The sequence below is a fragment of the Bacteroidota bacterium genome (assembly GCA_041658205.1).
Lineage (GTDB): Bacteria > Bacteroidota > Ignavibacteria > UBA10030 > UBA8401 > UBA8401.
Map to the genome: position 1 here is coordinate 964,630 of JBBAAO010000001.1, position 24,857 is coordinate 989,486.

15 protein-coding genes are annotated in these 24,857 nt (G+C 39.9%); 6 read left to right on the forward strand and 9 right to left on the reverse strand.

Annotation, left to right across the window (positions count from 1 at the left end; translation table 11 throughout):
• Positions 1–94 precede the first annotated feature (94 nt).
• From WDA22_04015 to WDA22_04030, 4 genes are all read left to right on the forward strand, one after another.
• Complete coding sequence (locus WDA22_04015) at positions 95–7,222, forward strand: C25 family cysteine peptidase (protein MFA5832625.1); 7,128 nt, start codon at positions 95–97, stop codon at positions 7,220–7,222.
• Positions 7,223–7,321: 99 nt separating this feature from the next.
• Complete coding sequence (locus WDA22_04020) at positions 7,322–7,732, forward strand: EVE domain-containing protein (protein MFA5832626.1); 411 nt, start codon at positions 7,322–7,324, stop codon at positions 7,730–7,732.
• 4 nt (positions 7,733–7,736) lie between these two features.
• A complete protein-coding gene (locus tag WDA22_04025) occupies positions 7,737–8,900 on the forward strand; it encodes a C40 family peptidase (GenBank protein MFA5832627.1) in 1,164 nt (387 codons plus the stop codon).
• A gap of 203 nt (positions 8,901–9,103) precedes the next feature.
• On the forward strand, positions 9,104–10,414 hold the full coding sequence (locus tag WDA22_04030) for a helix-hairpin-helix domain-containing protein (GenBank protein ID MFA5832628.1): 1,311 nt from the start codon (positions 9,104–9,106) through the stop codon (positions 10,412–10,414).
• Between the two features lie 56 nt (positions 10,415–10,470).
• On the opposite strand, the gene WDA22_04035 is transcribed toward WDA22_04030, so the two are convergent.
• From WDA22_04035 to WDA22_04075, 9 genes are all read right to left on the reverse strand, one after another.
• Complete coding sequence (locus tag WDA22_04035) at positions 10,471–11,460, reverse strand: polyprenyl synthetase family protein (protein MFA5832629.1); 990 nt, start codon at positions 11,458–11,460, stop codon at positions 10,471–10,473.
• Positions 11,461–11,472: 12 nt separating this feature from the next.
• Positions 11,473–12,225: a twin-arginine translocase subunit TatC gene (gene tatC / locus WDA22_04040; protein ID MFA5832630.1), complete on the reverse strand. Its 753-nt coding sequence runs from the start codon at positions 12,223–12,225 to the stop codon at positions 11,473–11,475.
• Positions 12,225–13,520 (reverse strand): serine hydroxymethyltransferase, encoded by a 1,296-nt coding sequence (glyA, locus tag WDA22_04045; GenBank protein ID MFA5832631.1) that lies wholly within the window; start codon positions 13,518–13,520, stop codon positions 12,225–12,227. The genes tatC and glyA overlap by 1 nt, the downstream gene beginning before the upstream one ends.
• 2 nt (positions 13,521–13,522) lie before the next feature.
• On the reverse strand, positions 13,523–13,960 hold the full coding sequence (gene rpiB, locus WDA22_04050; GenBank protein ID MFA5832632.1) for a ribose 5-phosphate isomerase B: 438 nt from the start codon (positions 13,958–13,960) through the stop codon (positions 13,523–13,525).
• Positions 13,961–13,965: 5 nt separating this feature from the next.
• Positions 13,966–15,213 carry a hypothetical protein gene (locus tag WDA22_04055; protein ID MFA5832633.1) on the reverse strand — a complete coding sequence of 416 codons (1,248 nt, stop codon included), beginning with the start codon at positions 15,211–15,213 and terminating at the stop codon, positions 13,966–13,968.
• Positions 15,200–16,372, reverse strand: a complete 1,173-nt coding sequence (locus WDA22_04060) for a hypothetical protein (GenBank protein ID MFA5832634.1) — start codon at positions 16,370–16,372, stop codon at positions 15,200–15,202. Before WDA22_04060 ends, WDA22_04055 begins: the two co-directional genes overlap by 14 nt.
• On the reverse strand, positions 16,369–16,941 hold the full coding sequence (locus WDA22_04065) for an HAD family hydrolase (protein MFA5832635.1): 573 nt from the start codon (positions 16,939–16,941) through the stop codon (positions 16,369–16,371). Before WDA22_04065 ends, WDA22_04060 begins: the two co-directional genes overlap by 4 nt.
• Before the next feature lie 6 nt (positions 16,942–16,947).
• Complete coding sequence (glgA, locus tag WDA22_04070; protein ID MFA5832636.1) at positions 16,948–18,426, reverse strand: glycogen synthase GlgA; 1,479 nt, start codon at positions 18,424–18,426, stop codon at positions 16,948–16,950.
• A gap of 311 nt (positions 18,427–18,737) precedes the next feature.
• Positions 18,738–20,447: a PDZ domain-containing protein gene (locus WDA22_04075; GenBank protein MFA5832637.1), complete on the reverse strand. Its 1,710-nt coding sequence runs from the start codon at positions 20,445–20,447 to the stop codon at positions 18,738–18,740.
• Positions 20,448–20,458: 11 nt separating this feature from the next.
• On the opposite strand from WDA22_04075, the gene WDA22_04080 reads away from it, so the two are divergent.
• On the forward strand, positions 20,459–20,647 hold the full coding sequence (locus WDA22_04080) for a hypothetical protein (protein MFA5832638.1): 189 nt from the start codon (positions 20,459–20,461) through the stop codon (positions 20,645–20,647).
• 191 nt (positions 20,648–20,838) lie between these two features.
• Positions 20,839–24,843 (forward strand): type IX secretion system sortase PorU, encoded by a 4,005-nt coding sequence (gene porU / locus WDA22_04085; GenBank protein ID MFA5832639.1) that lies wholly within the window; start codon positions 20,839–20,841, stop codon positions 24,841–24,843.
• The last annotated feature ends 14 nt before the right edge of the window (positions 24,844–24,857 follow it).

Sequence of the window (24,857 nt, forward strand, 5' to 3'; positions counted from 1 at the left end):
TACGCTTTTATCTAAAACCAATAATGGTTTTACTTCAAGAGTTGAATTTAAAAATACTGCATTTGAACTGCGTCGCAGTGATAATGTACACATAATGAATTTTCCGGAGGCGGTGGATGAGAGCAAGCCCGGAATACCTGCACTGCCGGGGAAAACCGTGTATATCGCTATTCCGCCAAATGAAAAAATATCGGTGAAATTATCAAACGTTCAGCGACATACATATTCTAATGTAGTACCTTCTGCAAATCCTAAAGTAATATCTAATGCAGATTCAACATTTTCCTATGAAGATGCAAAACTTAATTATTCCCTATTTTCCGGTTTTCGTTATCCGGCTTCTGATGTTGAGGTTCTTGGGTACACATGGCTTGGGAATTATTATTGCGCCGCGGTAAATATAAACACCTTTATTTACAATGGAGATAGAAAAGAAATATCAGAATTGCAGGGAACAGATATTCGTGTCACATATCAAAATCATCAATCTGAATACAAGAAAAATTCTACCCCGCTTAGTCAATACGAGCAAGATTTGAGGAAAGTAATTATAAATTATGATCTAGCGCAAGACTTTCGCTCATTCCGAACAATATTATCTTTCGACACATCTGACGATTGGATTGATTATACAAAACAATATATAAAATTAGCAATTCCGGTAGATGGTATTTATCGTATTACATATGATGATTTGGTCAATACATATCAGATTAACCCTTCTTCACTTAATCCGCGAACATTCCGAATTTATGAAAGCGGGAAAGAAAAACAAATCTATGTAAGTGGAGAAGATGATATGGTATTCAATACAAACGACTTCATAGAATTTTATGGAACAAGACATTATGAGCAGCAAAATTATCGCACAATTGTTCAAACTGGAAAAGACTATATCAATTTTATGAATCGTTATTCTGATACAACGGTGGTTTGGTTGACGTGGGGAGGAACAAATGGATTGCGTGCAAATGTATTGGACGCAAGCGGTTCATCTTCGGATACAATAAATAGTTGTTTTATGAGACTTCACATAGAAACCGATCAAAGACTTTGGTACTACGATGCTACTACAACCCGCACTCAGCTTCCATTTTGGCAGGAACATAAAGTGTGGACGTGGTTAAATTTTGGTGCGGGAACAAATACTACAGTACCGTTTATAGCAAATTCAGTGTTGCAGGAAGGTAAAGTTAATGTTATTGCGCGTTTTATCAGCAATGGTTGGGATACTCGGTTTTCATCAACGAATGCTCATAAAGTAGGTATTGGCTTAAATTCTGCAAATGTTTCAGATACCACATTCTTTAATCATAGACAGACAATTAATTTTCAAGTCCAATTTCCTTCATCGCAACTAAATACAGGAAATAATTCGATAAGACTTTGGGGATTCCCGACTAATACTTCAGCAAATGTAAATCAATTTCTTCTTGATTGGGTTGATATTGACTATTACTGTTACACACAAGCAGTTAATGATTCTCTCTTTATCACAATTCCCGATACTGTTACAAAAGGTATCAGAATGGTTAAAGTTACAGGATTGACAGTCGCCGATCCTGTGATATATAAAGTAGCATCAACGGTTACTAAAATTATTAAATATTCTATATCTGGCAGTAGTCAAAAAATATGCCTTTTTGTGGATACAGTTTCAGGTGGAGACCGTTATGTTGTTATATCAGAAGCGAATCTAAAGAAACCACGTTTTGTTGTAAAGAAATCATTCCAAAACCTTCGCAGTACAAATCGTGCGGCTGATTATATTATTGTATCAAACAAAATTTTATCTGCTTCGGTAGCACAGTATAGTAGTTTTATTGCATCTATCTATGGAGTTAGAACTGAAATTGCGTACGTAGACGATATTTTTGATGAATTTTCTTTTGGTTACAATTATCCGGAAGCAATAAAGGTATTTTTAATACAGGCGAATCTATTGTGGAAAGCTCCTTCACCCAGTTATTTAATGCTGATGGGTGAAGCAAATTATGATTACAGAAATATAACAACCGGTGGCGTATTACTGAGAAAAAATCTTGTTCCGTCGTATGGGTATCCGGTAAGCGATGTATGGTACACAACATGGGATTCTGTTTCTATAGATGTGCCGCAAATGTATGTCGGACGAATTCCGGCAAAGAGTGATGCTGAAGTAATATTTTATCTACAAAAGCATGATAAATATCTTCTCAAACCATATGATGAATGGAATAAAACATTTCTCTTTTTTAGTGGTGGAGATCCGACTAAATCAAGTGAATTGATGCAAATTCGAGATGAGAATAATAAAGTTTTCTCCACATTAGCGTTAACACCGCCTGTTGGCGGTTTGGGACATCATTTCTATAAAACGACAAATCCTGTATCAAATTATGGTCCATTTTCACAACAGGAGATTCAAAATGCGATTCAGCAAAGTTCTTTGTTCATTTCTTACATTGGACATAGTGGAACACAAACATGGGATAATGGAATCATTTCCGTAAATGATTTGAAAAATATCTATTCAAATCGTTTCGCGGTGATATCGGATTTTGGTTGCTCGACCGGAAAATTTGCAGAGCCGGATATTGATTGCTTTGGCGAACTATTTGTATCTGGAGATAATAACGGGCAGGCGATTTCTTATTTAGGAAATGCAAGTTTGGGATATGTGACCTCTGCGACAACGTTTCCATCTCTCTTTTATGGGAAAATATTGAAAGACACGGTAACGACTGTTAGTAAAGCGCATCACTTAGCAAAACTTCAGTTATCATCAAGCGAGGCAAACAGAGTATTTAAATATTGTAATCTGTTATTTGGAGATCCCATACTTAAAATTGCTCTACCGCGTAAGCCCAATTTCGCTCTTGATGAGCAATCGGTGCAGTTACTTGGAAATATTCCAACCGATATGGATGATTCGGTGAATATCAAAGTTATAACGAAAAATCTTGGTTTAATACCTCAGGATTCATCCCTTGTAACGATAAACGATAAATTGAATGGTAAGAGCATATTTAATTACTCATTTAAATTATCTCCTTATAATTTTTGGGATACTACAGTCGTAACGATTCCTGTAAAAAATCGTGCAGGTGAGCATGAATTGACAATATTTGTGGACAGCAACGGCGTGATAGATGAAATCAGCAAAAAAGATAATAATGTTTTATTCAGATTTTCGGTCTATTCAACAACGGTTAAATCATTAGAACAAAATTCATATTATAATGCGTCGAAAAAAAATATCACGCTATTGAACCCGACTCAAAAAATTATCGGCGGCGCGGAAAACATGAGAATTTCTATTGATACAACGGAAAACTTTCTCAATCCTATCGAGTTTACAAAAAAATATGACACCGTAATAACAAAAGTTTCTTTTCCAACGCTTATAGAAGGAAAACGATACTGGTGGAAAGCAAAAATTGATCTTCCAGAATTGGAGTGGTCTATACCATCGTCATTTATTAATGTTCAGAGAAACGCGCAGTTGTATATTGAAAGTCCTCGAACATCAAACGACTTTCAGTATAATAAAACGTTGTTTAATACAGAAACTGGAAAGTGGGAATTACTTTCTGGAGTTAATAATTTGAAAATTCTTTCAGCCGGAGTAACCGCTGGTTCGTTTGCTTCAGTAGAATATAATGGGGTTGAAAAATCTCCGAATTCATTCTTTTGGGGAATTGTGACTGCACGAATTGATTCTGTTACCTTAAGCCCTTTTGATTTTCGATTTTTTGTTTCAAATAGTGGAACAACTCAAGAACTTGCTGCCGCTGCCGATAGTTTGACAAATTATATTAATTCACTTTCTTCTGGAACTCTTCTTGCAATAACTACCAGCACTGATGCGGCTCAATCTGTTTTGGGTTTTAGTGCTCCAACAGCGGTAAGAAATGCAATTAAGCAATTAGGAAGTTACTATATAGATAGTGTGATGTATAGAGAGTCGTGGTGCATCATTGGTAAAAAAGGTGCGCCAATCGGTTCAGTGCCTGAAAATTACAAAAGACAAACTGATGGTATTGCGAATGTTTCTATATCAGTAGAAGCAAATGCGGATTCAGGCGAAATTATATTTCCCGTTGCTGGCATTGCAGAATCATGGGATAGCCTTGTATTTGTTTCTTCAATACCGCAGGGAGCAAGTATTAGCCTTAATCCGATAGGCGTTAAAACTAACTCACAAATAGATACAATGGCTTCTATCTCCATTAATAGTTCAACGCAAAATGTTTTGCTCAATCAAGTAGATGCATCTATATATCCTCAATTGAAATTATTGGCAAAGGTACACGGAAATGTAAATAAAAAAACTCCCCAAATTAAAAATATTGCGTTCTATTATCATGAACCTTCGGAGCTTGGTACAAACTACCAAGTGTTTCATGCATTTAAAACAGAAAACAATCAAGAATTAGCATTGAATGACACAGTTGTGCAAGGCGAAAAGATCGAATTTAATTACAGAATTTACAACGTAGGGGGATCTACAGCAAAAAATATTCCTATATTATTAACTTCAATTTGGGATAATAATTATGTTGAACAAATAACATCCCAAACGATTGATTCAATCGCCCCGATGAGTTATAAAGAGATTATATCACGATATAATACATTGTTAGGGAGCGGAAAAAGAAATATTCAATTGAGCATTGATCCCGATACCACAATAAGAGAGATCTATAAGGATAATAATTTTTATTCATTTCCTCTTATTATAAAGAAAAGCATTGGGAATCCTCAATTGCCAAACCTTGCAATTACTCAGAATGCTATTGCGTCAATACCATCACAAATAACGGATGAAATTGACACAGCTCAATTCTCTATCGTGTATTCAAATACCGGATCGCTTGTTAATGACAGCATTTCAATTCAAATAAAACATTTCTATTTGTCTAATCTTCAAATCACCCGGATTGTACGCAGAAAATATCCAGTATCGCGTGACACAATTAAATTAGCAATCCCAATACTCAAGAATGCTGGTGAGCATCAATTATCAATTGAACTTGATTACAATGGATTGATCGTTGAATCGTCAGAATCTGATAACATAGCGAATTATTATTTTACGGTTGCAACCACAGATTTCAAAGTTTTGTATCCTTCAGCGAACAGTATCTCGTCAGTTAATCAGATGATATTCTTAAACCCGACGATCAGCACGGGAAGCAGTTCAACAATAACACTGGAGCTAGACACACTTTCTTCGTATTCGACAGCACAGACTTTTTCCAAACAAAGCCAGCAATTTTCAACATCGTTTTTTCTTCCGGGATTGAAGAAATTGAAACGATACTATTGGCGAGTGAAAGTTGTGAACAGCACACGTGATTGGACAACAGGTTCTTTCTATTCCGGAGATTCTGCAGTACCGGCATTTGGACAATTGGATTCAATATCATGGAAACAAAATACTTACACCAGAACAGCTTATTCATTGGACAGCGGTGCACGAATCGTCGATACAAGAATAGGTATCAAAGCATTATCTGCGGGATTTAGTGATGGAAACAATGGATCAATCACAATCAACGGTTTCAATGTTATTACTCCTATCCTTGGGAGCGGTCACAATGTTGTTGTAGTCGATACAAATTCATTTACTGTTCTTTCGCAAAGACGTTTTAATATCAATGCAAGCCCGGGGGAATCTGATTCGCTTACACAATATATTGCAGCAATACCAAATGGAAGATATGTGATTGATGTTGTGGTTGACGAAGGAGCGAACAATCTAACTACGGCAACACGCAATGCTCTTAAGACAATTGGAAGCGCCTATATTGATCAGGTTTTGTTCAGAGATTCTTGGTCAATTATTGGAAGGAAAGGGGCTGCAATTGGATCTGTCCCAGAAGCTTACAAAGCACAAAACAGCGGAAACGCTATTGCAGAAACAACGATCGTTCGTATAGAAAGGTCTGGTATCGTTGAAACTCCTCTTATCGGACCATTCACGAGTTTATCGAGTTTATTGTTAGATCAATCTGTTCCCGTCGGATCTCAATTGAAAGTCCAATTTGTCGGGATTTCATCTGTCAATACATTTGATACATTACTCACCGCAATAAATCAAAATAATGTTTCACTAAGTTCGATCAATACAAAAAAATATCGAAATGGTAAATTAGTCTTTAATTTTTCTGTTCCATCAGCGCTCAAAAATCGAAGAACTGTATCTGTTGTGAACTCTCCTGTTCTAAAAAGGTGGCAAGTCGCAGCTACATCATCTACAGAACTTGCAGTATCGAACCAATCATCAAAGATCAACAGGGATTCTGTGATGGAAGGAGAGGTTATTCAGTTCTCCGGAAAAATATTTAACGTAAGCAACGTAGCGGCTGATAGTGTCTTAGTACAATTAAAAACTACGGTATTGGGAATTGATAATATCTTGAAACAGCAGCAGTTTGTTCAGATTCCATCTAATGATTCGGTAAATTTTTCATTTTCTTATGAGTCGAGAGGTAAACAGGGAAATTATGCATTTGTATTTGAGATTGATCCGCTCAATAATCTTTCCGAGCAGTCAAAAAGCAATAATTCTGTGACCATACCATATAAGGTACAATCTGATACACTTCGTCCGACGCTGCAGATTACATTTGACGGTTCACAAATTGTGAATGGCGATTATGTTGCACAACATCCGGAAATAAGGATCCGCTATACCGATAATAATCCCTCTCAGTTACTTCCGACGGATACGTCCAATTTTAAGATCACATTGAATAATGTTGCTATACCGTTTACCAAAGGGACGGCTGAGTTATTAAATACAAATACAATTGGTAGAGCTGATATTCGATGGACACCGATGTTGACAAGCGGAGAAAATGTTATTCAAATATATGCAAAAGATATTGCTGGTAATTATTCTGACACACTGTTGATATATATTAATGTCGCTGCGGATTTCAAGATATTGGATATTTTCAATCTCCCAAATCCTTTCAACAATTCTACTGCGTTTACGTTCAATCTTGCCGGTCCAGCAAATCCGGATGAGGTCATCATAAAAATATACACTGTTACGGGAAGATTAATACAAGAATTGTCACCAGGAGGAATTATTGGGTTTAATAAAATTCCTTGGGATGGCAGGGACAAAGATGGCGATAGTATTGGTAATGGTGTTTATCTTTATAAGATCATAGTGAGGCAAGATAATAAACAGGTTGAAGGCCTTTCGAAACTTGTGAAAATGCGTTGACACTATTGAAACATGCTTTCTTTTTTCTGTATCTAACATTATGTTGCTTTGCATTTTTACCGCTATTACGGTACCTTCCTTAAAAGGAAAAAGAACAAAATGAAATACTTCTTGCTGAAAACTGAACCGACGGAATATTCTTTTGATGACCTTGTTAAGGATAAGAAGACTGTTTGGAGCGGAGTCTCCGCTGCCCCAGCGTTAAAACATATACGTTCTATGGAAAAAGGGGATATCGCATTCGTCTATCATACGGGAGATGAAAAACAGATTGTCGGGATCGCCAAGATTGTTTCAAATCCATATCCTGATCCAAAAGAAAAGGACGAAAAATTGGTTGTGGTGGACATTCAAGCCCAAGAAAAATTGAAACACCCTGTTACTCTTACAACAATCAAAAGTATAAAAGCATTGGCGACAATGCCATTAGTTCGTATCGGACGACTCTCAGTTCAGCCTGTTACGAAAACTGAATGGGATATGATTATTGCCATGAGTAAAAATTCCTAACGTTATGAAAAAATTTATACTGTTTGTTATCATTACGATTGTCCTATTTGGCTGCGCTGAAAAACCGGCTCAAGTAAAAGTATTTAGCTCGATAATTCAACTACAGAAAAAGTATGCGCCAGACAAACGAGTTGCTGTTTTTACGGTGAAAGCATATGAACAAGGTGATAAGATTGTTGCTGTGGGGGAAGTTGAACAAAAAGAGGCAAAACAAGAGGTGTTGGAATCGCTGGCAGTGGAGCAGAAACAAATTATCGACAGTATCGTTGTTCTTCCCGATGAAACGCTTGGAGAAAAACGATGGGGAATTATTACAGTCAGTGTTGCAAATATGCGCAGTGAACGGGGGGAAGATGCAGAATTGAGTTCGCAGGTGCTACTCGGAACAATTGTGAAAATATTGAAACGCAAAGGGGGTTGGATTTACGTTCAGTCTCCAGACAAATATCTGGGGTGGGCTGATCCTGATCAAATGATTATAGTTCCCGAGACGAAAGCAAAGGATTGGAATGACGTAAAAAAACTTTTTGTTACCAATTATTTCGGTTTTGTGTTACAAAACCCATCTTCACAAGCATTTCCTGTATGCGATATTACCGGTGGAGCGCTTCTTGCGAATCTTGGAAGAGAGGGAGATTGGATGAGAGTTGGTTTAGCGGATGGTCGGTCTGGGTACGTTCTACGCTCATCTGTTATCGATTATGAACTATGGGGTAAAACGTTGACTCCGGTTGCAGAAAAAATTGAACAAACGAGTAAATATCTTCTTGGAGTTCCGTATCTCTGGGGAGGAACATCTCCGAAAGGGGTGGATTGTTCCGGATTTACAAAAACAGTGTTTTTGTTGAACGGTCAAATGTTACACCGGGATGCAAACCAACAGGCAGAACAAGGTGATCCGATTGAGCCAGGGAAAGATTTTGAAAATCTGAAAAAGGGCGATCTGTTATTCTATGGAAGAAAACGAACAGAAGAAAAGAGTGAACGGATTGTTCATGTGGGAATCTATCTTGGAAACAGAGAATATATTCACTCATCTGGTAAAGTGCGCATCAACAGTTTTGATCCGACCTCCCCAATTTATGATGAAGCAAACCTAAGACGTTTTGTTCGTGCACGGAGAGTAATCGCTTCAAGACCCCAAGTAGCTGAAATAAAAACACAATAAAGAAAAAACGTAACTACTCAGTGGAATTTCAAAAAATTAAAAACATGCTACCAAATCCCACCAAACAACGAGTCGGGCAGCACGAAAACACGAAAGTGCACAAAAGAATTTGAACCATTACCCAAAAGGGTTGGTGAAATATGGTGTTTTCGTGTTTTAGTGACAAAAAATCATAAACGCTGAGTAGTTATGATTATTTTATAATGCAAAAACTGCCGCTTCAATATCTGTTCATAGACTTCAACGCATTCTTCGCATCCGTCGAACAACAAGAAAATCCGAAACTGAGAGGTAAGCCAGTTGTTGTTCTTCCGGTGATGGCGGAGAACACGGCGTGTATTGCGGCGAGTTATGAAGCAAAGAAATTTGGTATTAAAACCGGTACGTCTGCAAAAGAAGCTCGTAAACTTTGTCCCGATGTGATTGTCTTGCCTGCCCGTCCTCCGTTATATGTGCAATACCATCATCAGCTCATCAATGCAGTGGAATCCTGTATTCCGGTGCACCAAGTAAAATCGATTGATGAAATGGCATGCGTATTGACAGGATCCCAACAAAAGAAAGAAAATGCCGTTGTACTTGCGCATAAAATCAAAGAAACTATATCACGCACTGTGGGTGAACATATGCGCGCATCTATCGGCATTGCTCCAAATACTTTTCTTGCAAAAACAGCATCGGACATGCAAAAACCGAACGGACTGGTTGTGATTGAGGAAATAGACCTTCCCACTATTCTTTTTCGTTTGGAATTACAAGATCTAACAGGTATCGGCAGGAACATGACGAAACGGCTCTATCGTAATGGAATCTATACTGTGGAACAATTGTGTAATGCAGAACGCGAACAGCTACGAACTGTCTGGAGCGGTATCGAAGGGGATCGGATGTATGACCGATTGCGAGGCATTGAACCCGTCACACCGGAATCGCATCATACAACAGTTGGTCATTCGCACATGTTGACACCGCAAGAACGAAATACCGATGGAGCGGAGGCGGTACTGCATCGCATGCTGCAAAAATCTGCAATGCGGCTGCGAAATATGAAATACATAGCCCGTAAGATGTATGTCGGCATCCGGTATTATGACAATAAAAGTTGGAGTGGAGAAATAGTTTTTTCAGAAACTGCTGATACGCTGGTACTGACACAAGCGTTGATCAAAGTCCTGGATAAGAAACCGGTCTTTCAAGAGTCTCCGCTGCAGGTATCCGTAACGCTTTTGAATATCACTCCTGAAGAAGATCATACTCCGTCGATGTTTGAAAATGAAGATCGTTCGTCAGCACTAAATACAGCTGTCGATGAGTTGAATCTTCGGTTTGGAAAGACGGCATTGTATTATGGCGCCGCACACTCCGCATTAGAATCGTCTCCGGCAAGAATTGCATTTCATCATATTCCCGATATAGAAATTGAAGATGGCAAGGGAGGAAGGCCAAAAAAGAAAAAGAAAAAAGAAAAGGATGATACCAAATCAGGGTCATTGGATGAGATTGATCCTGCGTAATAAAAAATCCCGGATAGTAGTCCGGGATTTTTATTATTACACATACTAATCATCTGTTATTTCTCTCGTTCCATCACAAAATCAATAAAGAGTTCGAGTGATTTTTTTGCGTCGGATGGTTGGAGGGTGCGTAGGCACTCTCTAGCAGCATTGCCGAATTCGTGCGCGCGCTGTTCTGCATAGTGAATTCCGCCATTGCGTTGGACGAAATCGACGATGAACTCCACATCTTTTCCCGTTGCCCCGCTTTTAATCATCTTCAACACTTTGCGTGCATCTTGTTTGGGTGATTGTTTCAAGGCATACAGTAGCGGCAGCGTAATCTTTTTCTCTTTCATATCACCGCCGATCGGTTTTCCCAGGATGCTTTTTCTCGATGTAAAATCGAGGATGTCATCGCGGATTTGGAATGCCATACCGACATTCTCTCCGTAGTCCTTCATCAATTGTCTCATCACTGGATCTTCTGTAACACTTGCCGCGCCGATTTCAGAGCATGTGGAAAGAAGTGAGGCGGTTTTGTTGGAAATAATCTTCAAATATGTTGCTTCATCAATATCCAATTCACGGCTTTTTTGAATTTGGAGGATTTCCCCCTCGCTCATTCTGCGGACGGAATCTGAAGTTACTTTGAGGAAATAAACATCATTGTGATTCAGCGAGATCATTAATCCGGTCGAAAGGAGATAATCTCCCATCAGTACAGCTACTTTGTTTTTCCATACTGCATTAATCGATGCTAGTCCACGCCGAGTATCAGCGTCATCCACTACATCATCATGAACGAGCGTGGCAGTGTGAAGGATCTCTACTAATGTAGCTCCGCGAAAAGTACTTTGATTGATCGTACCGCATGCTTTTGCGCAAAGGAATACGATGATCGGACGAATCCGTTTTCCTTTTTGTTTAACGATATATCGCGCGATGGTATCAACCAGGGAAACGTTCGAACGCATAGCATTTTTGAAGAACCCCGAAAATTCTTTAATCTCTTTTTCTACCGGTGCCTTAATGTCGTCAAGCGAATGTGATATTGCCAATGCCATGGTGTTCTCTTGTTAAACTGTTTCCTGCTCAGGTTTTCTCTGAGCGAATTTGGATATAAAGATGCTGATCTCGTATAACAAAATCATCGGTGCCGCCAGTAAACTTTGCGTAAGAATGTCCGGTGTTGGTGTAACAATTGCCGAAATGATTAAGATGGCTACAATTGCATGCCTGCGATATGCCCGCATAAATTTCGGAGTAAGAAGGCCGAGTTTTGTCAGGAAAAAGGTTATCATTGGTAATTCAAAGACCAATCCTGATCCGAGAATTAAACTTAACATAAAACTGATGTATTCATTGATTGCAATATTCAATTCAAATACATCAGTGCCGAAGGTGGAAAAAAATTTTAACGCTGCCGGGACAAGGATAAAATATGCAAAGGCAATTCCAGATAAAAAACAAAGTGAGGTGAAGAAGACGATCCTGAATGCATATTTTCGCTCATTCGGCAGTAAACCGGGAGCCACAAATTTCCATAACTGATAGAGAATGATCGGCATCGCGCCAATGATTCCCACCACAATCACTACCTGCATATAGGTAAGCATGATGCCGTACGGTGTAAGGACTTGAGGTTTTAATCCGACTGCGAGAAGGGGGCCAAGCAGCATCTGTTTTACCAACGCGTCGGCAAAAAATGCTGCAATAATCGAAACAACCAACACGGAAACAACGGCTACGAGAATTCTCCATCGTAATTCTTCCAGATGGTCAAGGAATCCCATTTCCCGTTCGTCCGGTTTTGGCTGATCGTTTGGCATTATTGTAAGTCTTTATACAAAGGAAAACCGCTGCAAAGATCGGCGACTTTTTTCTTAACGGATTCATACACATCTGCTTTTCCGACATTGCGCAACACTTCATCAATCAGATCTCCGACGATCTTCATGTCATTCTCTTTCATCCCGCGTGTAGTTAATGCCGGTGTTCCGATGCGGATACCGCTTGTGATGAGCGGTGACTTGTCATCAAACGGTACTCCATTTTTATTAACGGTAATTCCTGCTTCATCCAATGCTTCCTGAGCATCTTTTCCTGTGACATTTTTGTTTCGAAGATCCAGCAACATCAAATGATTATCCGTTCCATTGGAACAAATCATATATCCTTTTGACATTAAATGTGCGGCAAGAGATTGAGCATTGTTGATAATCTGCTGTGCATACACTTTAAATTCCGGCTGCAGTGCTTCTTTGAACGCGATTGCTTTAGCAGCGATAATATGCATAAGTGGTCCCCCCTGAATGCCGGGGATAACCATTGAATCGAGCAATTCAGAGATCATTTTTTTTCTGCCGGATTTCGGAGCGACAATGCCAAACGGGTTTTCATAATCTTTTCCGACAAGTATAATTCCGCCGCGTGGTCCACGCAATGTCTTGTGTGTAGTAGAAGTAACAACATGGCAATGTGGAATCGGATCGTTCAGCAGATCTGCGGCGATGAGGCCGGCAGGGTGTGCAATATCAGCAAATAAGAAGGCACCCACTTTGTCGGCAATTTCCCGGAATTTTTTATAATCGATGTTTCTGGAATATGCACTTGCACCAACAGTAATCAGTTTTGGTTTTTCCCGTTTTGCAACATCTTCCACTTCGTTGTAATCGATAAAACCAGTCTCTTTTTTTACACCGTATGCAGAAAAATTGTATAACTGCCCGGAAAAATTCACTGCGGCGCCGTGTGTTAAATGGCCTCCGTGTGACAAGTTCATACCAAGAACTTTGTCCCCAGGTTTAATGAACGTGAAATAGACAGCGGTATTTGCCTGTGAGCCGGAATGTGGTTGAACGTTCGCATATTCAGCTCCAAACAATTGCTTCACTCGATCACGTGCAATATTTTCCACCACGTCCACATATTCGCATCCGCCATAATATCGTTTACCGGGATATCCTTCAGCGTACTTATTCGTCAGCACGGTCCCTGCCGCTTCCAGAACGGCTTGTGAGACAAAATTTTCTGATGCGATCAATTCAAGTTTTGTATTTTGTCGGTGTTGCTCGTTTTTAATTGCAGAATAGATCTCTGGATCAAATTGTTTAATATTGTTCATAATTAGCGCCCTGTTAATGAGTGGATTTTTTCAACTCTTCGGGTATGACGTCCCGCTTCAAAATTCGTATTGAGAAACACTTTAATCATATCTTCCGCAACACCCCAGCCGACAAGTCGTTCGCCGAAGCAGAGCACATTGGCGTTGTTATGTTTGCGGGAGAGTTCTGCGGCAGTAACGGATTCGCATGCTGCTGCGCGAACCCCTTTATGTTTGTTTGCCACAATGGAAACACCGATACCGGAGCCGCAAACGATAATCCCTTGATCACATTGTCCAATGGAAATTGCTTCAGCGGCGGCATGGGCGAAATCGGGGTAATCAACCGAATCTGTTGTAAGGGTTCCAAAATCCTTGAATTCGAGATTCATGGATTTTAAAAGGACTTTCACGTTCTCTTTATAATGGAATCCGGCATGGTCGCTTGCAATGGCTATCATGGCAATTATTCAATTGGTGGTTGAATGAACATCAGTTCAGATGCGGAAACTGATACGGTAAGGCGTAACAAAGAATCTTTAATAAGTGAAGCGGACGTTGTTCCTCTAATACCATATTCTAATCCAACGTGCAGCCGGGTTTCAATACTCATTGGAAAACTTATTCCTGCTGATCCGAACATCTCATTAATCGATTGATTGTTCATGGACAAATTAGTCATCCGGTAATATCCGCCGAAGCGATAAGATATACGTTTCCAGAATTCATCGCTGATAAAATCCGACGAGGGGAGAAACTCCACTCCGGCACCAACGCGCACACTGTTTTGAATTTCGGAAGGATGAACTCCGTTCACTTTAAAATTACCCCAATTTTGGATATGAACATCGGCGGCATAGATCGTTCTATTTTTTAGATATGCAAGTCCGAAGGAAAAACCGACAGGAAGATCGATCGCTTTATCATTGACGCTTATGGTATCCTGATCGGTGGAAAAATTTCGAAGTGTCTGTTCGTCATAATCCAGCGAAGAACCGCTGAAGAGTGTTACGCCGAGGTTCATCTGCTTGTTTTCAGAAAGACCTAATGCTTGATCGATCCCGGAATAGATACCTCCAAGGGTAAATCCGAAACCGCTCAGGGAATATGTTTGATTGAATGAACCGCCAAAATAATTTTCTGTTGCGAACGTTATCGTCTGATCTCTGTAAATGGATCCAAAAAGATAATGTGTGGTTAGACCAACAATAATATCAGTATTAACGGCATAGGATAAACCTAATTGACCGGAAGAGATGCCACCGCGCCCATCGAACGATTGTGAATATTGATCGCCGGAGAGAGTCGTACCGGTCACCTTTTGTTCATATCCCACCGTGGAGAATGGAAGAATGCCAAATGTTACCACCATTTTTTTCGGCGAGTACACCGGGAACGCCAAAGCAAATGAATTGATATTGCCGGTTCCGAAGAGCGATGAACCGGAAGCATCTTCGGATGTGAAATTGCTGTACTGATATGATGCCGATAAAATCGTATTGGTGATGTTTGCTGTTGATGCCGGATTTAAGAGATTAATATGTGTTTCGCCGAACATTGCAATTCCGGTATTACCCATTCCTGTATTTTTGCCGCTTAAGAATGTATTCACTTCACCCACACCGTAACGGGAATAGATGGAACCTTTTCCGCCGAATGCAAATGAAACAAAGACCAATAAACCAAAAACTATTTTTATGTTATTTTTTTGCATAGGTCATCTTCAATTTTGGGCGTTTTGTAATATCGGCATTGGTATTAGAATAGAATACTGCTTTTTCCACAGTACCGTATTCAGCTGCCCACCGTATGGTTAAACCATAATTTGGAAGAACGTTGCGAACCCAACGGTCGGCAATATCGGTCAATCGAAATGCATAAATTTGTGGTACACCAGCAATGGAAGTTTTTTTGACACCGTATACAAACACTGTTGAATCAGATCGGTCAACTATTGTATTCGACATCCCAAGCAGTGCGGTGAGAGTATCGGGAGAATATCCGCCAAATATGCTTGCAGCTGAATCCAATGTGAGTTCAAGTGTTGCATTATTCACAATGGGTTTGTCTTTCAGAGCGCTGAGATCGAAATTCAATTTTGAGCGAATTCCAAATCCCGCTCGAACCATGATCGGAGAAAAGGGAGTAGAACCAGTATATTTCGAAGCATACGTATCTTGACCAGTTATTACGGTCAACGAATCTCTTTTACCATTTTTTGTGAAACGAATAAAGAGTTGCGGCACAAAACTGGTAAAATTATCAAATGTACTAAATCCAATGACACCGTTGGTCACTCCTGTCGGAGGCTGAACGGCAAATCCAAAAAAATCTGGTGCAGCGGAATCGATGTATGAATTTGCCCATTTTCGGACTTCAACCGTATCTAATAGAGCTTTCACAATTGAAGCAAATTTCATTGAATCGGAAAATGTTCCTAATGTTTTTGTTCCAAATATTAACGAAGGTAATGAGTCAAACGTAAAAGTAATTTGCGACCACGATTTTTGCACCTCAACAATATTGAGCGAAACGGGAAGTGTCGTCGGTTTAAATTGGTAATTTACCGTCAATCGAAATTCTGCAGTATCAATCCGTGCACCCTTGAGTGAATCGATCGCTCCTCCTGGTATGAATTGAATGAGTGATACAACTTCTTCCGTGGATGAAATTCTGCCAACGAGATTGCTCAGTCCAGATCCAGTCGGAAACGCGACTCTGTATGTCGTATCGCCCATGGAATAGAATGTTGTATCTGCAATACTAAAGATACCGTCCGGATTGGGAAGACCATTGCCGACGGACTTTGGTTTTTCAGCACAGCCTGTGAACAGTATGAGGAATAAAAGGAAAGCGGAAGAGGTTTTTTTCATTGATTCAATTTTGTTTTAATAAATTGTACGGCATCATAGAGATCCGTCGCGTAGTAATCGCGGATATCTCCGCAAAGATCTTTTTCAGCAACTCCGTATCCCGTTGCAACCTGGATAGAAACCGCTCCGACAGATTTTCCGGTTTGGACATCGATACACTTGTCTCCAACAACGAATGATTTTTGTAGATTAAAACCGAATTTGGTTTGTGCGTCCTTCAGCATTCCTGCTTTTGGTTTTCGGCAATGACAATCTTTTACGTACGGTGCTATTCCATCATTTGGGTGATGCGGGCAATAATAATATGCGAGTATGGATGCGTTTGATGTTTGCAGCATGGTATCCATTGCTTGATGCACAACCTTCAGATCTTCCTCGGAAAATAAACCACGCGCGATGCCGGATTGATTTGTGATGACAACAACGGGAATATTAAGCTCGTTCAATTCTCGAATTGCCTCAGCGCTTCGGGGAATAATCTGAAGCTGGCTTGGGGAAGAGAGAAAATCTACATCCACATTGATTGTTCCGTCGCGATCAATAAACACTGCAAAGTCTGCTTGAGCCATCGTCAACTATTTCAACAAACTACGATACAAGTTGATATATTTTTTTGCAGATGATTCCCATGAAAAATCTTTTGCCATTCCGTTACGCATTACTTTCTGCCATGTCTTTTGATCACCGTACATCTTTACGGCGCGTTGAATTGTCTTCAGCAATTCTTTGCCGTCATATTTTTGGAATTTGAATCCGGTGCCGTTGCCGCTCGCACCGACATCCTGAATCGTATCATCAAGTCCGCCCGTTGCACGAACGATGGGCACTGTTCCGTATTTCAAACTATAAAGTTGATTTAATCCGCACGGTTCGTAACGCGATGGCATAAGGTACATATCGCTACCAGCTTCGATTAAATGGGCGATCTCTTCGTTCATACCGAATGTGATACCAGCTTTTTTGGGATATTTCTTTTTTAAGGATTCAAAATATTCATGATATCGTTTTTCGCCTAATCCGATCATAATGAATTGAACATCAAGTTTCATCATATCATCAGCGATATCTTTAATAAGGTCAATACCTTTTTGATCCACCAATCGAGTAATACAACCGATAATCGGAATACCTTCTTTATACTGAAGACCGAACTTTTCACACAACGCCATCTTGTTCTGTTCTTTGCCTTCCAGAGACTGGATGTCGTAACGCTGATCGATGGCAGGATCCGTTTCAGGATTCCAAACGGTATAGTCGATTCCGTTGATAATGCCAAAAAGATCTTTTTTCCGTTTTTTTAGAATTCCTTCCATACCCGCACCAAATTCTTCATTGGTGGTGATTTCTTGAGCATATTTTTCACTTACCGTGGTGATGATGTCAGAATAGACGAGTCCCGCCTTCATAAAGTTCAATTTTCCGTAGAACTCAACTCCTTCGTGGGTAAATTCTGTTCCCGGAAGACCGGTTTTATCAAACGATTTATCGGAAAAAGCGCCTTGGTATCCAAGATTATGAATCGTAAAGACAGTTTTAATATTCTTAAAAGTTGGTTCATCTTTATAGAGCGTCTTCATGTACGCAGGAATGAGACCCGTCTGCCAGTCGTTGCAATGGATAATATCCGGCTGCCAACCAAGTTTTTTGAGGGTTTCCAGCACACCGCGACAGAAGAATATGAATCGCTCGTCATTATCGGGATAATCCTTATTCGTTTTCGGATCCGTATATAAACCAGCGCGATAATACATATCCTTATTCGCAAGGAAATAGACCTGTACTTTTGCTTTCAAGCTGGAAATAAAGGAGGAGTTAACACTCGCCACTTTTTGTTCGGTCCCAACCGGGATTTGTATTTCTTTGAGACGAATGACATCGTGGAGTTTGAATTTTCGCTCACTGATCGTTCCATATCTCGGTGTCATAATTCGGATATCATGTCCCAATTCCCGAATCATTTTTGGAAGTGCACTTGATACGTCTGCTAATCCGCCGGTTTTTGAAAAAGGTTCTGCTTCGCTGGTAATAAAGAGGATATTAAGGGGTTTCGACATACGTCCTTTGACTTGTGAGGAACTGACTTAAACTTTACTAAGATACGGAAATTTTGCGGAATTTACAAGAATAGGCTCTTTAGAAAGAGGTATACGAGGTGAAACTGTATAATCAGATACGTTGTCGGTATTGTGTGAAGGGAAAAAAACCTCAGATTTTATTGCAGAATTGAATATTCCCGAATGACAAATACTATTTCCATGTACGGGTATTTGTAATAATATAAATAGAAGCTGTCATGAAGTCTTTTCAACGGTTGTTTACGCTGTCCTTGAAACAAAGAACAGCCTCAGTCATATTTCTCATCAGTTCATTTTTTATTTTCCCACGACTCTTTTAGCCAATCTTCGTAGATCGTCTTCTGTAATTCCGTCGGTTTTGAAGTTTTCTTAACGATGTAATTTGGGATTCCGAAGTACTCCAGGTTCAACGTTATTTCTTTCAGCTTATCATTTCGAAATACCGTCAAAACAATCTCGGTGCCGACGTTCATTGATCCAATTCTGTCATTAAGATCTGCGGTGCGGATACGGAACCCATTGAGTGCAACAATCTCGTCGTTAATTTCCAGTCCGGATTTTTCAGCGGGGGAATTTGGCGTAACATTCGATATTCGTGTTTTTTCACCGACATCTTGAGTCGTCATCCCAAGTCCAATTTTTTTTGTTGAATCTTTTTGAGAAACATCTAATCCGGCGTATGCTAGTGATTGTTCCCATGGAAGCGGCACAGTACCATAAATATAATTTTGAAAAAATTCCTTGAAACTACTTCCACCAAACTCCTCACAGACTTTTTGAAGATCCGAGTTTGTAAACCCTTTTGTCAAAGGATAACGTTCGAACATTGTTCGCAAAACGTTATCCATAGAGTGTTTGTTTTTAGATCTTTGACGAATTTCCAAGTCCAAAAGGAGACTTACCTGTGATCCTTTTCCGTAATAATCACTTTCAGCATTATAGGCATTTTGTTTAGAACGCCAGAATTTAATCCAGGCGTCAAAACTTGCCTCTGCCAATGGTTGAACGGAGTTGCCAAACCGCGTTCGTTCGTTGTTCACCATTTGGTTAATGTTATCAAGATATGATTTTGCATCTGAAAATTTTGATCTGAGCAGAATAAGATCATCGTAATAGGACGTTGTCCCTTCGCTCACCCAGAGTTCCTCAGTGTAATTTTCTTTTGAGAAGTCGTATGGCGCAATCGCTTTGGGACGAAGTTGTTTCACATTCCATGTATGGAAATATTCATGCGACACCAATCCGAGAAATCCTTTATATGAAACGGGGTTGGCAAAAACGAATGGCCGGACTCCCATCACTGTGGAATTGATGTGTTCCGTTCCACCGCCGGCGTTTGGCTGGCAATGAATAAGGAAAACAAATTTATGATACGGGAGTTCTCCCCATAACTCTTTATTGGCAATGATAATTTTAGTGAAATCGGTGATGAGTGTATCAATATGCCAATTTCCATCGCCATACATGCTGATGATATGTTTCTTTCCATCGACAAAGAATTCAAAATCTTTTTGATTGCCGATTTCAAGAGGGCAGTCTCCTAAATATTCAAAGGACGGTGCGGAGAAGGTAAAAGGTTTTCCGGGCACTTCATCTAAACCGGTGGTAACCTTCCAATTGTTATAGGGAATGACTTTCAATTCCAACGGTTTATTTTTCAATTCTTCAACATACATGAATACCGATAACGGATCAACGAAACCATGTTCGCTGTTTAATTCACGGGTCCGCATGTTGAATTCGTTAGCGTACACTTTGTATCGGACGATGATCGATTTTACATCAGAAGATTCAATGCGCCAGGTATCTTTATCTGTTTTTTTGAATGCCAGCGTTTTATCATTTTCATCTCGCACGGAGAATCCTTGTACACCGCCGGAAAAATCAAGCAGTACGTATCGTCCGGTCCGCCACGCGGGCATATGGAATTCAATCATTTTTCCTTTGTGGTGATCAACACGGATCTCAACGTTAAAGAGATGAGTTTCAGGCTTCGGCATTGAAAGCGTATATGAGATTGAAGATTGTGAAGTTGCCATCATGGTCATACAGAATAAAAGTAACAGAAATGTTTTCATTAATGAAGATTATGGTGGTTGATTACGGTAATTACAATAATCTACTGAAAGGGATTCCGCATCGCAAGCGAAAACCGGATAGAAAAATGGTAAAAGAAACAGTTGAGAGAAAAAACAGTTGACAAACAAAACGGTCTTCTCTATATTTGTAGTAGAAATTCATCAAACACGAGGAGCAACAAGTATAGATTTTTTGTTAAAGGTTGTATGTCAGCAAATGTTTTTTATGACACCTTTAACGTTTATACTCGTTGCTTTTTTATTGTACCGAACGTGAAAGTGTCTTTGCAGCTCACCGTTCGGTATTTTATTTATGGCTAAAAAATTATTTTTTATTGTTGTTTTATTCAGCGCCATTGCCTTAGGTCAAGGGAATTCTCTGTATACAGATGTCACAATACAGTCATCGGATGAAAAAGGTATCACGTTAGAATTCCGGCCGCACTATTTTGGAGATATCAATATTGTTGAAGAGGGAATTACCTATAAAATTCCGCAATTCAAATTTCGCCATTCTTCTTCACAACGCGATGCCGGCAAAGAAGAAATTGGTACAAGGGTGCTGTCGATCGCACTTCCATCATATCAAGGGAATATCGTTTCCATTGTTGCATCCGATATTGAAACAATACACTCGTACTCCCTTGCCCCGGTCCCGAATATCGAGGCGATTGATAATTTAGGAACAATAAAAAATCGATATAAAGCAGCATACATCTCACATCAGAATTTTTACCCGGCTCAAATTGTGGAATTGAAAAATATTGGCATGGTAAAGGGAATCTTGACTGGCGATATTGTTATTGCACCATATCAATTTCAATCTTCGTCCAAGACACTTAAGCGTTATTCCCGAATCGTTGTTCGTGTTGATTTTGGCGCAAGAAATATTGCCTTCGATCGATCCGCAAATGATGAATGGGCAAAAGCATCGTTGCTGAATTACTCTGTGGCAAAAAGTTGGAGTATGAAGGAAGGGCTTAAAAAAATATCCTCGGTAAATTCTCTCCTTTCATCTGGTACGTGGTACAAAATGGAAGTTGTTGATGCAGGGATGTATAAGATTAGTGCATCGTACCTGAAAGCGATTGGAATAGAACCTAGTTCGCTTTCTTCCATTTATGATATCAAAATCTTTGGTGGGAACGGTAGGCGTATTCCGGAAGATCTTGGAACGACTCGTCCTGCGGATCTTCCGCAAATTGCCGTTGAGTATGTAGATAAAAACTCAAACTTAAAATTCGATGCTGAAGATTATATTCTTTTCTATGGCCAAGGTACAACAGGATGGGAATATAATCCGGTGCAAAAACAGCTCCACCATTATGTGAATCCATATACATTCAGTAATTATTATTTCCTCAGTATCGGCGCGAACACGACATCACGACAGCTACAAAATATTTCGGTATCTTCGGCAACGAGTGGTTCGGTGAATCAAGCCTTGGGTAAAGTATTTGTGGATGAAGAGAAGTTTAACTTTCTTTTTTCCGGACAACAATGGTTTAGTCCACCGATGAATGCAAACGAATCCAGAGTGATCAGTAATAAATTGACCGGAAGAATTGCCGGAACCCCTGTCTCTTACAAGTATACGTTGTATTCTCGATCAAACGCCAATGCACAATTCATTCTTGAAGAATCCGGCTCACCAATCGCGTCGGAATTCATTGCCGGTAAAAGCGATTTTGAACTCAATTATCCGATAGCGACATATTCCAATACGAGCGGAGAGCGGGAAGTAACCATTGTTCCAGTGTTATCTGATGATCGGAGCAATATAAAAATGACATACTCGGTCACCAGCACTGTTGCGTTTGGTTTTATCGATTGGTTGGAAATTTTTTATCGACAACGATTGACTGCCTCCAACGACATGCTACTGTTCTCGTCACCGGACACGAATGGAACGATTGAATTTTCTGTAACAGGATTTTCTACAAATTCACTTACTGTCTATGATGTTTCGGATGTGAATAATGTCAGAAAGATCAATCATTCTGCCGATCAAATACTTGGATCGATACTCTTTAAGGATACGTTGAAAACGGGAACGATCCGTACATACTGGGCGGGAACTGAAGCAAAATATCTCTCTCCAAAATCAGTGGTAAAGATTGCCAATTCAAATTTGCACGGATTCAATGGTGCTGAGTTTATTATTGTTTCGCATAATGATTTCAAGAGTGAAGCGGTTCGATTGAAAAACCATAAAGAGAATCTGCCTGGCTCTAAAAAGCTTTCAACAGTTGTCGTGGATGTTGATACCATCTATAATGAATTTGGTATTGGTATGCCTGACCCAACAGCGATCCGGGATTTTATCCGGTATGCATTTTACAATTGGAGCATTAAGCCGAAATATGTTCTGTTTTTTGGGGACGCGAGTTTTGACTTTCGATCTGTACTTCAAAATGACCGATCGTTTGTCCCCACATATCAAACCGCGGAATCGAACGACAAGATTTATTCGTTAAGCAATGAAGATTATTTCTCCTATCTCGATGGCAGCGCACCAGGTCATGTCTCAATAGCCCATGGTCGTTTGACACCTCGTTCTGCCGATGATGCTCGATTGATTGTTGATAAAATCATCAAGTATGAATTATCTGCACCCAAAGGAGTTTGGAAAAATGTCATTACGATTGTTGCAGACGATAAGTGGGCTAGTGATAATCAAGACGAAACGCTTCATACATTCGATGCCGAAAGTCTTGCTGACGTTTACACACCGAAAGATTTTGAAATACATCGAATCTATATGGAAGAATATCCTGTCGTGTATACTTCATCAGGAAGAAGGAAGCCAGATGTACGGAAAGAAATGCTGGATCAGGTGAATGACGGCTCGTTAATTCTTAATTTTATTGGGCACGGCAATCCTAAAGTGTGGGCACACGAAAGTATTTTAACGTTGGACGATGTTCGCAATCAATTCCAAAACCAAGATAAATTGACGTTCATTGTAGCCGCAACGTGTGATTGGGGACGTTTCGAAGAAGCGGGTGAGTCAAGCTCTGCAGAAGAAGTTATGTTTAATAAAAAGGGAGGAGCAATAGGAGTGTTAAGTGCAACGCGGGCTGTATTCTCCACCGCCAATGCAGAAACGAATCAATATTTCTACGGTTTTTTATTTGCTCAAAAACCGGTGATGCGTCTTGGTGATGCTTATCTGTTGACAAAGAATGTTCTTAATGATGTTGGAAATAAGCAGAAATATTTTTTAATGGGAGATCCGACGCTTCAGTTAGCAGTCCCAACCGATAAAATTTTTATTGATTCATTGCAAACATCTTCCTCAGCGGTTGCGGATACTATGCATGCGTTGGAAAAGATTACGATCAAAGCGACAGTGCGTGATACTGCGAATGCTATCGTCTCAAACTATACTGGAAGTGCTTTACTCACGGTGTTTGATGCTGACAGGACGAAGACTATTTCTACCATTGCAGGGTTGGAGTATCACGAAAACGGCGGGATTATGTATAAAGGAGAAAGTTCTGTCAAGAATGGTGTCATGCGTGCCACGTTCATTGTTCCAAAAGATATTGTTTATGCCAACAAGAAAGGCCGCATCTCGATCTATTTTTCAAATACTGCATCCGACGGAAGAGGATATACGAGCAATTTCATTGTGGGTGGAGCAAGCAGCTCTGTGCAACCTGATTCGCTCGGTCCAGATATTTCTATTTTCTTTGACAATAAAAATTTCAGATCAGGTGATGTTGTCACGGAGAATCCGACATTGATTGTTAGTTTAACCGACAGCAGTGGAATCAATTCATCTACAAACAGTATTGGCCATCGGATGGAAGCCTGGATAGATGGAAATGCAAAGAGCGTTGATCTGACGGAATTCTACAAAGGAACAATTGATAGTTATCAGAAGGGTACGGCGGAGTATACTATGAGCGGACTCTCAGTCGGGAACCATTCCATTAACATACGAGCGTGGGATGTTCATAATAATTCTTCTTCGGCAGAATCATATTTCACCGTGGCATCGAGTAGTGGCCTATCCATTCAACAATTATATAATTTCCCAAATCCAGTTTCGACGAGAACGGCATTTACATTTCAACACAATCAGTTATTACCGATTGATGTGGCAATCAACATCTATACTGTTTCCGGACGGTTGATACATAAAATAGAGCGTTTTGGTATTTCCGAACGGTTTGTCAAGATTGATTGGAACAGGATTGATACTGACGGCGATGAAGTAGGAAATGGAATTTATTTCTATAAGGTGATTGCGAAGACTGTTGATGGTCGGTTCACCAGTGAAGCAATTGGGAAAATGGCGATTGTTCGGTGACAGTGTGCTTTAAA